The following is a 12547-nucleotide window of genomic DNA, read 5'->3' as shown; positions in this document are numbered from 1 at the left end:
TATTCTGGTTTCCCTTGGTTTTGTCATTTGAGTATCGGACAGGTAGAGGAATAACTCAATGTGCGATTTACGTGAGCCTAAACAAAATGCTTTTGACAATGCATGTTACGCATTTGCAGATTCAGAAAACATGGAACAAGTAGCAAAGCAGTGTGGAATAAACCCAACAATGCTACGCAATAAGTTAAACCCTGAACAACCGCATAAGTTAACAGTAGGGGATTTAACCGCGATTACGGAAGCAAGCGGTAATTACTGCATCATTAATAGTGTTTTGCTTAGTCTCAATATGGTTGGCGCAAAAATCGATCCAAATGCAAACCAAGAAACCTTAATTAAACGAGCTTTAGAAAATAGTGTTCATGCCGGTGATTTATCTCGCCTTGCATTAGGAAACGGTGGCGAAATTCGTTTGCCACGTTCTAAGCGTAATGAGCTGCTAGACAAAGCACACAAAAGCGTTAGTAACTTGGTGTTGCTAATGAATGATCTTGAAAACAAAACATCCGGCTTATCACCGTTTTTATCTATGAGTTTAGATTTCGTTGTAAACGGCGCACCAATACCGGGTTTATTGTGAGGAACTAATCATTGTTCAGTTAACACAAGCATCAAATTCAGCACCATCTGCAAAACATAGCATTGAAGCGTGTAAGGCTCTTTTCTCTAAATATGAATTTTATGATGATAAATGATCGTTAGTATGAGGTAATATGGCTAACATAATCCAACGCTCGGATGGAATGATTGGAATTCACGATAGTAAGTATTCATTCAAGAAGATATGTTTGTTGAAAGCTCTAAACAGTTCTATAAGGAAAATCGCCATGCTTATTAAAAATTTCAAACAAGTATCAAGTTTTAAACTTAAACGCCCAAATGAGAATGTAACGTTCTTTTTGAATCAAGCGATTGAATGGCATGAAGAAGGGTTTACAGCGGCAGAAATGGCAGAAATAATGTTTAAATATCAATTGTATTCAGGTAAAGGTTATGAACATATTCGGTCGAGTATTTATAAAATGGCAGAGCGATATTGTAATGAGTTTGATGATAGAAAATCAATTGTAGAGCCTAAAAAGTCAAAGAGATTTCGACTTAAATCAGATTTCTTTTAATATCATACGCAGTAAATTAGACTTATTTAACCTTAGTTTACAGAGAAGACAATCTGGAACTAAATACGACATGTATTTTTGGAATGAAAAATAAAATAGGGGAATGAACCTACAGAGATAGGTTCATCGTATTAATTTACGCACTAGTTGTTGTAATACCTTTCGCCATCAATCACCCAGCTGGCAATGACGTTCATGTCTTTTATTTCAATCTTAATCTCTGTCATGTTTCTGGCGCCTTTACCGATTAAATCTGAGTAAAGTTGCTCAGCTTCTCTTTCCGCTGTTGCTTGGCCTGCAGATCCTAATCCTTCAGGTATTTCGTATATAAACTCTGGTTTCATAATAATATTTCTCCTTTTTATATTAAGTATGTAAAACCCTAGCATAAATTCTGTAGCAGAAAGTAAACCAGCTTCACAGAAATATTACCTCTAAAGTGGAGTGAATAATTTACACGACAACACCGTTATTAAGGAGTAACTGAGTGATGATTCATAAGAGATCATACCAATAATTAATGAAATAACGTTTAGAACGGTGAGCTAAGATCTCGTTATGAAAGCGAAGCTGACTCTAATATGAAGAGTGTAAAATACGTGGTGGTTGCTCCCACAGAAGCGCTGAAATCTGAGTTAGTTTAATAATAAAGCTCACAGTTTTGTTTTTTATTTGATATAAGTGAGTTCGAAATTTAAGGCATTAGAGCGTGAAATGGTTAAATATGATGTAAGTGGATTTGATATTCAAATTACAGCGGAGCTATCGGGCATCCAAGTAGTGCATGCCGAGTTGGATCTTCAATCTACGACGGATGATAACGTTGAAATCGTTAAGAAGTATCGCTTATGTAGTGATACGCAAGTGGATACGGTTCAAGATATCATGACGATTATCAATACAAATTCAGCAAATACTAATCAAGTTATGATTCGCGAGTTTGAAGGGTGTAGTCATGTGACCTTTATGTTTGATGATACGCCAATGGAATTTACGGGAATTGAACTTTAATACTATTAACCACCTTAGGGTGGTTTTTTTATACCCAATAGTTAAACAAAAAAGCGATGCTCTTCTTTAATGGTGAGTTAGACCACTACGGGGGATTCATCGTCGCTGCGTCTTAATGTTGGGGTTGTGTTACAGATATTTACTCGATGAAGTACACTCAAAGTATCATTTGCTTAGTCAATCGAAAAAATCGATTGATAACTGATAAATTAATCGTTATTTATAATTTCGGAGCCATGCTATAAATGCGGTGAAATTTTTATATTAAGGATAATTTCATGTTTAAAAAACTTTTACTTACTACCTTGTTCGTTGCGTCAGCTGGAGCGAGTGCATCAGACATTTCAATTGAAATGAAAGATTTAGACTCAGGTAAAATTGTTGGTTATGTATCAGCAGAGCAAAATGAGTATGGCGTGGTATTTACGCCGAATTTGTCGGGATTACCACAAGGTTTACATGGTTTTCATGTCCACGAAAATCCTTCTTGTGATACCTCTGAAAAGAATGGTCAAACTATTTTAGGCGGTGCAGCGGGAGGTCATTATGATCCAATGAAAACAGGGCAACATGGTTTTCCATGGTCTAATGATAGCCATTTAGGGGATCTGCCTCCACTTTACGTCGATATGGACGGCAATGCAGTGCAACCAGTCTTATCACCTAAAATTACGCTAGCTAACTTATCTGGTCGCGCATTAATGATACATGCTGGCAGTGATAATCATTCTGATCATCCTAAAGCTCTGGGTGGTGGTGGCGCTCGTTTAGTGTGTGGTGTTATCAAGTAATAAATAGATGAAAATTGAGAATGAATACGTCTTCATATAATTAAAATAAAAGGTATGTTTATGATTAAGTTTATTTCGCTTGGTGTCATTATGTTTACCGCTTCTTTTGCAGTAAGTGCAGAAGAAAGTGTGATTAAATACGAGAGTTCGTACTCTGTAAAAGAAACCGCTAATAGATTTGAATCTATTGCTGAAAGTAAAGGGTTTACTCTGTTCACAAGGGTAGATCATCAAAAAAATGCAGCCAGTGTGAATATGGATTTAAGACCAACCGAGGTGATTATTTTTGGTAACCCCAAGGTTGGAACACTCTTGATGCAGTGCGCGCAAGATGTTGCCATTGACCTGCCTCAAAAGGTGCTTATTACCGAAGATGTAAATCAAAAAGTATGGCTATCATATAATAATCCGAGTTACCTTAAAGAGCGTCATAACATGAAAGGATGTGATGCTGTTATTGGTAAAGTATCTACGGTACTTAACAAACTGGCATTAGCAACAATCGCTAAATAATCAGTGGTATAAACTAATGTAGAAATCAAAGGTCGCATTGAGCGGCCTTTTTATGTTTAAAGAGTATGTTACAGAGGTTTTACTTTCTGAATTTATGTTGTTGAATTGAAACTATTTTATTTAAATCATGATCTTGTCCCATCTTATATAAAAATACTGATTGTATTATCTATGTCTTGGTTTATATTTGATGATTTTTTGTGAGGAATAAAATGCCAAATAGCAAACAAAATTATGTACTTACTCATGAAACTTTTGTTTTCTTGAAAATATGGGGGATAATTCTGTGTGTACTTTGGGTATTTTATTTCTTCTTTAATATCGTGTCTTTACATCGATTAGAGCGTGGTGTAGTCGAAGATTACAAAGGTATTTATTCTATCAGTCGTCGCTTCTCATCTTATTATAATAATGTCGATTCTATCTTTTTAGAGAAAGGCGAATACAACCGTAATGGCGTCCATATTGTTGTTAATCGTGATACCGAAGTTAAAGTGTTGTCTACTGGCATTAAAAAATTACGGATCGAATTAGAAAAGTTAATTGGAGGCAGCTTATGGACGATTGCTGTTTTTGAAAACCCGTCTAAATATGTGCATTTTGATCCATTGAGAAAAAGCTATGAAATGTTTTATGACGGCTTGAATAACGAAAACGTCATCGAAGAAATTGTAGATAAAGAAAGTTTAAATGCCACGTATCAATCTTTCTATGGGTGTAATTTAAAATTAACAGAAAAGTATACAGAGAAAGGCATGAATGAAATCATTCGCTCTGTCTATTACCCGATATACAATAAGAAACACCTTGATTCATTGTTAATTGTTGATATTAAAGCGTCGTTACTTTCAGATAAAGTTAAGACGTTTAATGATGAAAATAACACCGTTATTAACAGCAATAGCACGAATAACAGTTATCAAGAATCGATGCTTTTACCTTGCTCTGCTCAAGATGAGATAACACTAGGAATACGATTGATAGATCTTATCAAAGAGATCTTAATGCCTTCGTTATTATTGTCGTTAAGTTTTTACCTTTTACGATTAAATTTCAATCATCGCAAAAAACTAGTGCAGTTTGATCGCATGACTGGCTTTTATCGACGCGATTTTTACGAGAAACGTTTACAGAAAAAGACATCGCATTCGCTACTTCTTATTGATATTGACCACTTTAAGCGTATTAACGACACCTATGGGCATAAAATTGGTGACGAAGTTATTCAAGAAGTTGCCGTACGTATTTTGAATCAAATAGAGCCTAAAGACATCGCGGTTCGTTGGGGAGGCGAAGAGTTTATCGTCGCTTTTGAGCCCTTAACAGAAGATCAGTTAGCCATTAAAGCGGATCTAATTCGAGCTGTGATTGAAAAGCATGAGATTAAAGGGATTGAAGTTACGATTTCTATCGGTGGTGTGGTAAGCCGAGATACGTCATTTAGTTATGCTTACAAACGAGCGGATGCCGCACTCTATATATCAAAAGAGAGTGGACGAAATAAAGTGACTATTGTGAGTTAGTGGCTTTATCGAGGTGCCATAAATACAATGGAATGAGTAAAAAAGAAACTAGGTTACTAAAAGTTAACTGGTTGACTTCACTCTCTACTGGTGCAAAACTTATTTCATCAAAGCTTAACTACATTTGAATCAATCAAACAGATGACAGGCAGAATTATAATGAAGCATCAAATTATTAAAGATTTAGAAAACCGTTATACCGCTAAAAAATACGACTCAAGCAAGAAAGTATCTCAAGAAGATCTTGCTGTATTGCTAGAAGCGTTGCGTTTGTCTGCGTCATCAATTAATTCTCAACCTTGGAAATTTGTTGTGATTGAATCTGATGAAGCGAAACAACGCATGCATGACTCATTCGCGAATATGCATCAATTCAACCAGCCTCATGTTAAAGCCTCTTCTCATGTGATCTTATTTGCTCATAAAGTTAAGTACACGCGTGAAGATTACGAAGTTGTGGTTGATAAAGGCATTGCGGATAAACGTATGCCTGAAGACAAGAAAGAAGCGGCGTTTGGTGCATACGGTTTTGTTGAACTGAATAAAGATGAAAAGGGTGAGCATAAGGCGTGGACTAAGTCTCAAACCTATCTTGCACTTGGAAATGCGCTGCATACGCTTGCTCGCTTGAATATCGATTCGACGACAATGGAAGGCATTGACCCTCAACTTGTGGGGGAATTATTTTCAGAACAATTAGACGGTTATGAGTGTCATGTTGCGCTTGCTATTGGTTACCACCATGCAAGTGAAGACTACAACGCAGGTTTACCAAAATCTCGTAAAGCGTTTGATGATGTAATTACTGTTTTGTAAGCGTTTAAATAATAAAAACCAGCTTAATTGCTGGTTTTTTTGTTCATGGCTTCCATTCGAATGACCATGTAATAGGTAAGTACAAGATACGTCATAGCGTAGTTATCAGCCATAATTGTTATTATCACAGGATAGATAAGCGAAATTCATTAGGATTTAGGCTTAATTGAAGTAAGAATTTCTATTATGACTGCTATTTTCACTAAAATTTCATGACACTTGTATTATACTGATACTAATCTCAGTTTTGATAAGGTTGAATGATGAAAACCGTTCCAAGCCCTAAATTTACATGGAATCTGTTGTCTCCGAAATATTGGTTTTTATGGGGCTTTTTTGCTGTTCTTGCTATTTTAGTTAATGTCCTTCCTTTTTTTATCCTTAAACTATTGGGAAGTGGAATAGGAAAAGTCTTTCAGCTATTTTTAAAGAAGCGGGGAGATATTGCTCGAAAAAACTTAACGCTCAGTTTTCCTCATTATTCGCGATTAGAAATAGAAAATATCGTTCAAGAGAATTTTAAAAACACAGGCTTAGCCATTATTGAAATGGGAATGGCGTGGTTTTGGCCTGATTGGCGAGTTAGACGTCACGTATCGATCATTGGTAAAGAAAAAATATTAGAGCAAGAAAAAGAAGGGCGAGGCGTACTAGTTATATGTTGTCACTTTCTAAACTTAGAAATGACGGCTCGAATATTCAGTCTATTTGCTCCTGGCTATGGCGTTTATCGTGCTAACAGTAACCCTGTATTTGAGTTTATTCAACACCGAGGTCGTACCCGTAAAGGCCACCAGATGATCGATCGTCATGATGTAAAAAGTATGGTTAAAGTACTTAAATCTGGCAATCGTCTTTGGTATTTGCCTGATCATGATTATGGTAAGAAAAACGCCGTGTTTGTTCCATTTTTTGCTGTAGAAGAAGCGGCAACAACGACGGGATCTAGTTTCTTAATTGATATGTCTAAATGTGCGGTGATGTCAGGATCGAGTATTCGAAAAGGCAGTCATTATACGTTAGAAGTGGGTAATGATTTAAGCGATGAAATCCCTCGTAGAGACGCGGTAACCGCCGCTAAAGTATTGAACCATGAGATTGAGCGTTTAATTAATAAAGGACTCTCTCAATGGATGTGGTTGCATAAGCGTTTTAAAACTCAACCTGAGAGTGCACAAGATCAAGACAGATATAAGAATGTGATCCTGCACGATTAAGGGAACGGCTTAACTATAAAAGAAAGCATAAAAAAACCTCGATAAGCTCAAGTATAAACTGGAGATCCTACGAGGTTTTTTTGTTAAAGGACTTACTGTAATAGTAAGTCCTTTTTTGTATTGTTTTATTTGTTCAGTGAAGCGATTTGCTTAATTAAGCTAAAAGCTCTTTTGCTGTTTTCACTGCATTTTCAGTAGTGAAACCAAACATTTTGAACAGCTCTTCAGCCGGTGCTGATTCGCCAAACGTTGTCATACCAATGATCTTGCCGTTTAAACCAACGTACTTGAACCAGAAGTCAGCAATACCCGCTTCAATAGCAACACGTTTTGTTACTGATGATGGTAGAACCGCTTCGCGGTACGCTGCGTCTTGTTTATCAAACGCATCAGTTGCAGGCATTGATACAACACGTACCGCTTTACCTTCAGCAGTTAGTTGAGCTGCAGCTTCAACCGCAAGCTGAACTTCAGAGCCTGTAGCGATAAAGATTAGTTCAGGTTGGCCTTCACAATCTTTAAGAATGTAGCCACCTTTAGCGATGTTAGCTACTTGCTCTGCATCACGATCTTGTTGTGCAAGATTTTGACGAGAGAAGATAAGTGCTGATGGGCCATCGCGACGTTCAATCGCAAGTTTCCATGCTACAGCAGATTCAACTTGGTCACATGGACGCCATGTGCTCATGTTTGGTGTTAGACGTAGAGAAGCCACTTGCTCAACCGGTTGGTGAGTTGGACCATCTTCGCCTAGACCGATTGAATCGTGTGTGTACACTTGAATGTTCTGAATTTTCATCAGTGCAGCCATACGCATTGCGTTACGTGCGTATTCCATGAACATTAGGAATGTTGCGCCGTAAGGTACGAAACCACCGTGTAACGCCATGCCGTTCATGATAGCTGTCATACCAAATTCACGAACACCGTAGTGAATGTAGTTGCCAGAGAAGTCATCCGCGGTTAGTGATTTAGAACCAGACCACATTGTTAGGTTAGAAGGAGCAAGGTCAGCAGAGCCGCCCATGAATTCAGGTAACATGGTACCGAACGCTTCTAATGCATTTTGTGATGCTTTACGTGATGCGATGTTTGCAGGGTTAGCTTGAAGCTCTGCAATGATTGCATTTGCTTTTTCTTCCCACTCTGCGGGTAAATCACCGTTTACGCGGCGAGTAAATTCTGCTGCAAGTTCTGGGTAGGCTGCCTCATAAGCTGCAAACTTCTCATTCCACGCCGCTTCCTTAGTTGCGCCTGCGTCTTTCGCGTTCCATTCTGCGTAAACTTCCGACGGAATTTCAAATGCGCCGTACTCCCAACCTAATTTTGCTTTCGCTGCTTGAATTTCGTCGTGGCCTAGTGGAGCACCGTGACAGTCATGTGTGCCTTCTTTATTTGGAGAGCCAAAACCGATGATAGTTTTAGTACAAATCAGAGTCGGGCGAGGGTCTGCTTTTGCTGCTACGATTGCCGCATTAATGGCATCAGCATCGTGGCCATCAACCGCAGGGATCACATGCCAGCCGTACGCTTCAAAACGTTTAGGTGTATCGTCAGAGAACCAACCTTCCACTTCACCATCGATAGAGATGCCGTTGTCATCCCAGAAAGCAACCAGCTTACCAAGACCAAGCGTACCCGCTAGAGAGCATGACTCATGAGAAATACCTTCCATCAGACAACCATCACCCATGAATGCATAAGTGAAGTGATCAACGATGTCGTGGCCTTCTTTATTGAATTGTGCCGCTAATGCTTTTTCAGCCATCGCCATACCAACGGCATTTGTGATGCCTTGGCCTAGAGGACCGGTCGTCGTTTCGATGCCTGGTGCATAACCATACTCAGGGTGACCTGGTGTTTTAGAATGCAATTGACGGAAGTTTTTAAGATCTTCAATTGATAATTCATAACCTGCAAGGTGAAGCAGAGAATAAATCAGCATAGAACCGTGACCATTCGAAAGAATGAAACGGTCGCGATCAGCCCAATCAGGGTTTGCAGGGTTATGGTTTAGGTGAGAGCGCCAAAGTACTTCAGCGATGTCAGCCATACCCATTGGTGCGCCAGGGTGACCAGAGTTTGCTTGTTGCACGCCGTCCATGCTTAAAGCACGAATTGCATTAGCTAGATGCTTATTTGTTAGAGAAGATCGATTCATAATAATTAACTCGAATATTTGAATAAAAGAAGGGCCGATAAATATCAGCCCAATTTGAAATTATGTATTAAAGCTTAGCTGCGATCATTTCTTCAAGCTTACCTTGGTCAACCGCAAAGTTACGGATGCCTTCAGCCAGTTTCTCAACCGCCATTGGGTCTTGGTTGTGATCCCATAAGAATTCCGCGTGAGTCATTGTTGCTGGGCATTCTTTATTGCCGTTAGTATCAATCAGTTTCTCAACCACTTCGCCAGTGGCGTCTTCAAGTTCTTGAAGTAGGTTAGGGCTAATTGTTAGACGGTCACAACCTGCTAACTCAAGGATTTCACCGATGTTACGGAAGCTTGCGCCCATTACGACTGTTTTGTAGCCGTGCTCTTTGTAGTAGTTATAGATACCAGCAACAGAGATAACACCTGGATCTTCGCTTGGTTCAAAATCACGACCTTCTTTTGCTTTGTACCAGTCCATAATGCGACCAACAAAAGGAGAGATTAAGAATACGCCAGCTTCAGCACATGCACGCGCTTGAGCGAAAGAGAAAAGAAGCGTTAGGTTACAGTTGATGCCTTCTTTTTCTAGAACTTCAGCAGCGCGAATACCTTCCCACGTTGAAGCCAGTTTGATAAGGATGCGATCGTTAGTGATGCCGGCATCGTTGTACATTTTGATAAGTTGGCGCGCTTTTGCAATGCTGCCTTCTGTGTCGTAAGAAAGACAAGCGTCTACTTCTGTAGAGATACGACCAGGAACTACTTTTAAGATTTCTTTACCAATGCTCACTGCAAGCATGTCACACGTATCTTGTACTTGCTGTGCTTTGTCGTTGCTTTGTGCTTTTGCGTATTCAATTGAAGCATCAATTAATGGCGCGTACTCTGCAATTTGTGCTGCTTTTAGAATTAGAGAAGGGTTAGTGGTTGCATCTTCAGGTGTGTATTTCGCAATTGCTTCAATATCACCAGTGTCTGCTACTACTGTTGTTAGTTTACGAAGTTGTTCTAATTGAGTTGTCATACTACTTACCCTTACTGATCACATGCTGTTTAGCATCTTCTTTAAAGTCCGTTTCGCTGCCATTGATTCTCATTTGCTTGAACAAATGAAATGGTAGTGAACATTTGATGCATCAATAATTGAGCTTTATGGGATAGATGTCAATGGTAAATAATAAAATAAAGAGAATAAGAAGAAGTTTTATTTGAAAATTTGATAGAGATCGTTTGCGTAAACTAGGAACAAAAACCAATAGAGGCTTAATTCAAATCGTAAATAAAGAATAGTGACAAAAGCGAGGGGGAATAAGGGGTAGATGATCATTCATAATAAAAAATAGCCAGTTGACTCAACTGGCTATTTGGGATGATTAAAAGAGAGCACTTAACGTTATAGTTGCTCCAAGGTAACCTCTTTTGAACTTGCTATATTTTTCTTATTCAATAAAGCATTAATCTCAGTGATTATGTGTTTTGTTGAGTTTAACTTGTTGTTTTCTTTTGAGTATTGTTGCTGGCTAAGTGCAGTGATGCACATTTTAATTGCACCAACATCAATGCCTTGTTCTAACAGTAAAGGGGCTAGATCCATTAAGATTTGATGCGCTAATATACTGTTGTTATCACTTACTGCACGGATGAGTGCTTTTGTGTCAATAGTACTTGTACCTACTGTGTGCTTTTCTTCTTTTTTAGAAGACTGAACTTTTGTATGGTGGATGTACCATGCAAGAAGCGTTATCAACCATAATAAAGCGAACAGAACGGTGGTATAAGGCCAAAAACCTTGAGCTTCATCACGTTTTTCTACGTCAACAGGCTGCGCATATGTTTGTTGCTGGATCTTTTGCTCATCAGTTTGAGTGCTTGGTGTGATAGTTAACTGCAATGATTCAAGGGTTGCGGTCTCTGATTGTCGTGTCTTACTGTTCCACCATTGAACGGAAACTGCCGGTAATGTCACGCTTCCCGCTTTGTGTGGAATGATAACTTGTTTAATTGTCATCACACTGTTTCCTTCACTGTCTGTGCCTATTATGGGCTTTTCATCGTACATACGAACCGATTTAGGGTACTCAATGGACAGTGTTGGTAATTTTTCTGGCGGAACATCAGCCATGTTCAGAATTATCTGACGAGTGATAGCAGTGCCGGCCTCAATGGTTGTGGATATCATTGGTTTTCCATCAATTAGCCATTGTTGACCTAGTTTTAAACTAGAGGTTGGTAACCAAGTGCCTTTAAAGTCGGCAGGTTTTGCTAATACGGTTAATTGATAATTCTCTGGTGAGATGTTTAATGGGATCAGTTTAGTGCTACGTCCATAACGATCCGTTTGGATCAGGCCGCCAGTAAAAGCCAAGCCTGAAAAATGCAGTTCACCTACTTTATCTGCGCTGACATTGAAAGTCTGTTCAACGACGGTGGCTTGCAATCCATCAATCACGGTTTGGTATTGTTTACTTTCACCAACAGGGGAAAACTCAACGCCATTGCCTTGTGGGGTTATGATGTTGGGATCTTTTAAACGACGCGTATCAGCAAAGATGGCAATTTTGGCATGAAATTGTGCCGTTTCACCTTCGTATAATTCTGACTTGGTTAATTCACCACTGACTTTAATCACATCACTGCTTTTTGGTGCTGTGGCGTCTTTGTTGACTCGAATTGTGATTGGATTAGTTTTCTCACCGGCAACGTTCAAACTAGGAATGGTTAGCGTGCCCATTCTTGTTGGAGCAATAGAGACCGTCCATTGACTTTGTACACTGTATTCGCCATTGACGAGTGATCGTGAGCTACCAAAGCTCACTTGGCCTGAGCGGAAGTCGTTACCAAGCTGGCTTGTATCAAACTTACTTTGATCGGCACTTTTATCGACTGACACCATTAACTGAATCACTTCGTTTTCAGTAATTTGGTTTTTGCTCACGGTTGCTGTCGCTTGAGCGTAACTTAACGAGATGCCACTTACACACAGCACTGCAAATAAGACGACTTTTTTTATTAGAGACGTATTAATAATAGAAAAGCGCATTGTAGAAGCCTTCATCATGGAAGATAGGGTGACTTGTTTTATACTCATCAAAATTACCATTCATTTTCAGAAGCTTGTGGCGCTTCTTGTTGTTGAGCTTGTAAATAGAGTTGGGCACGAAGTAATTCATCTTCTTTTGCGCCAGATTGCTCTAGTTTCTGTAAACGAGGATCGGTTTTTATCACATCACTGTTTGGTGGCACTTGTTGTGATTGCATCTGAGCTTGTTGTTTCTCGTCTGCTTTATCTTGCTCGCTTTTTTTGTCTTCTTCAGCTTTAGCTGCGGCTGATTTCTCTTCTTCTTGTTTTTGCTGTTGTTCTTTTTCTTTTGACGCGGCATCTTTTTCAGACTTTTCAGACTTT

General features: G+C 39.0%; 12 protein-coding genes and 1 pseudogene. 8 read left to right on the top strand and 5 right to left on the bottom strand.

Annotation, left to right across the window (positions count from 1 at the left end; genetic code table 11):
• Positions 1-58: 58 nt before the first annotated feature.
• Positions 59-580: a phage regulatory CII family protein gene (locus tag A6E04_RS14360; protein ID WP_065611675.1), complete on the top strand. Its 522-nt coding sequence runs from the start codon at positions 59-61 to the stop codon at positions 578-580.
• A 247-nt stretch (positions 581-827) separates the two neighbouring features.
• Positions 828-1118 (top strand): hypothetical protein, encoded by a 291-nt coding sequence (locus A6E04_RS14355; protein ID WP_244886281.1) that lies wholly within the window; start codon positions 828-830, stop codon positions 1116-1118.
• Between the two features lie 143 nt (positions 1119-1261).
• On the opposite strand, the gene A6E04_RS14350 is transcribed toward A6E04_RS14355, so the two are convergent.
• Complete coding sequence (locus A6E04_RS14350; RefSeq protein ID WP_023604561.1) at positions 1262-1462, bottom strand: hypothetical protein; 201 nt, start codon at positions 1460-1462, stop codon at positions 1262-1264.
• Between the two features lie 337 nt (positions 1463-1799).
• Between A6E04_RS14350 and A6E04_RS14345 the strand changes: the two genes are divergently transcribed.
• The 6 genes from A6E04_RS14345 to A6E04_RS14320 all read left to right on the top strand — a co-directional run bounded on the left by A6E04_RS14345 (position 1800) and on the right by A6E04_RS14320 (position 6989).
• The gene (locus A6E04_RS14345) at positions 1800-2129 is read left to right on the top strand and encodes a hypothetical protein (protein WP_244886280.1); all 330 of its coding nucleotides are present in this window, start codon (positions 1800-1802) and stop codon (positions 2127-2129) included.
• A 278-nt stretch (positions 2130-2407) separates the two neighbouring features.
• On the top strand, positions 2408-2920 hold the full coding sequence (locus A6E04_RS14340) for a superoxide dismutase family protein (protein ID WP_012551841.1): 513 nt from the start codon (positions 2408-2410) through the stop codon (positions 2918-2920).
• Positions 2921-2980: 60 nt separating this feature from the next.
• Positions 2981-3433, top strand: a complete 453-nt coding sequence (locus tag A6E04_RS14335) for a DUF302 domain-containing protein (RefSeq protein ID WP_023604558.1) — start codon at positions 2981-2983, stop codon at positions 3431-3433.
• Between the two features lie 212 nt (positions 3434-3645).
• On the top strand, positions 3646-4956 hold the full coding sequence (locus A6E04_RS14330) for a GGDEF domain-containing protein (RefSeq protein WP_023604557.1): 1311 nt from the start codon (positions 3646-3648) through the stop codon (positions 4954-4956).
• A 159-nt stretch (positions 4957-5115) separates the two neighbouring features.
• Positions 5116-5772 carry an NAD(P)H-dependent oxidoreductase gene (locus A6E04_RS14325; protein WP_023604556.1) on the top strand — a complete coding sequence of 219 codons (657 nt, stop codon included), beginning with the start codon at positions 5116-5118 and terminating at the stop codon, positions 5770-5772.
• A gap of 263 nt (positions 5773-6035) precedes the next feature.
• Positions 6036-6989 carry a Kdo(2)-lipid IV(A) acyltransferase gene (locus A6E04_RS14320; RefSeq protein WP_023604555.1) on the top strand — a complete coding sequence of 318 codons (954 nt, stop codon included), beginning with the start codon at positions 6036-6038 and terminating at the stop codon, positions 6987-6989.
• 154 nt (positions 6990-7143) lie between these two features.
• On the opposite strand, the gene tkt is transcribed toward A6E04_RS14320, so the two are convergent.
• From tkt to A6E04_RS21495, 4 genes and pseudogenes are all read right to left on the bottom strand, one after another.
• The gene (gene tkt / locus A6E04_RS14315) at positions 7144-9150 is read right to left on the bottom strand and encodes a transketolase (RefSeq protein ID WP_023604554.1); all 2007 of its coding nucleotides are present in this window, start codon (positions 9148-9150) and stop codon (positions 7144-7146) included.
• A 67-nt stretch (positions 9151-9217) separates the two neighbouring features.
• Positions 9218-10168 carry a transaldolase gene (gene tal, locus A6E04_RS14310; RefSeq protein ID WP_065611672.1) on the bottom strand — a complete coding sequence of 317 codons (951 nt, stop codon included), beginning with the start codon at positions 10166-10168 and terminating at the stop codon, positions 9218-9220.
• A gap of 369 nt (positions 10169-10537) precedes the next feature.
• Entirely contained in the window at positions 10538-12232 is a 1695-nt protein-coding gene (locus A6E04_RS14305; RefSeq protein WP_244886279.1) for a BatD family protein, read from the bottom strand.
• A 5-nt stretch (positions 12233-12237) separates the two neighbouring features.
• A pseudogene (locus A6E04_RS21495) lies at positions 12238-12547 on the bottom strand (transporter); the annotation flags it as partial.

Source organism: Aliivibrio logei (assembly GCF_001691055.1).
GTDB lineage: Bacteria > Pseudomonadota > Gammaproteobacteria > Enterobacterales > Vibrionaceae > Aliivibrio > Aliivibrio salmonicida.
This window is presented reverse-complemented; position numbering and strand designations above follow the sequence as displayed.

Excerpts from the sequence above, each read along its gene's own strand:
- A6E04_RS14335 (WP_023604558.1), top strand. The coding sequence starts at position 2,981 with ATGATTAAGTTTATTTCGCTTGGTGTCATTATGTTTACCGCTTCTTTT.
- A6E04_RS14340 (WP_012551841.1), top strand. The coding sequence starts at position 2,408 with ATGTTTAAAAAACTTTTACTTACTACCTTGTTCGTTGCGTCAGCTGGA.
- A6E04_RS14360 (WP_065611675.1), top strand. The coding sequence starts at position 59 with ATGTGCGATTTACGTGAGCCTAAACAAAATGCTTTTGACAATGCATGT.
- A6E04_RS14330 (WP_023604557.1), top strand. The coding sequence starts at position 3,646 with ATGCCAAATAGCAAACAAAATTATGTACTTACTCATGAAACTTTTGTT.
- A6E04_RS14355 (WP_244886281.1), top strand. The coding sequence starts at position 828 with ATGCTTATTAAAAATTTCAAACAAGTATCAAGTTTTAAACTTAAACGC.
- A6E04_RS14350 (WP_023604561.1), bottom strand. The coding sequence starts at position 1,462 with ATGAAACCAGAGTTTATATACGAAATACCTGAAGGATTAGGATCTGCA.
- tal (WP_065611672.1), bottom strand. The coding sequence starts at position 10,168 with ATGACAACTCAATTAGAACAACTTCGTAAACTAACAACAGTAGTAGCA.
- A6E04_RS14320 (WP_023604555.1), top strand. The coding sequence starts at position 6,036 with ATGAAAACCGTTCCAAGCCCTAAATTTACATGGAATCTGTTGTCTCCG.
- A6E04_RS14305 (WP_244886279.1), bottom strand. The coding sequence starts at position 12,232 with ATGAGTATAAAACAAGTCACCCTATCTTCCATGATGAAGGCTTCTACA.
- A6E04_RS14325 (WP_023604556.1), top strand. The coding sequence starts at position 5,116 with ATGAAGCATCAAATTATTAAAGATTTAGAAAACCGTTATACCGCTAAA.
- tkt (WP_023604554.1), bottom strand. The coding sequence starts at position 9,150 with ATGAATCGATCTTCTCTAACAAATAAGCATCTAGCTAATGCAATTCGT.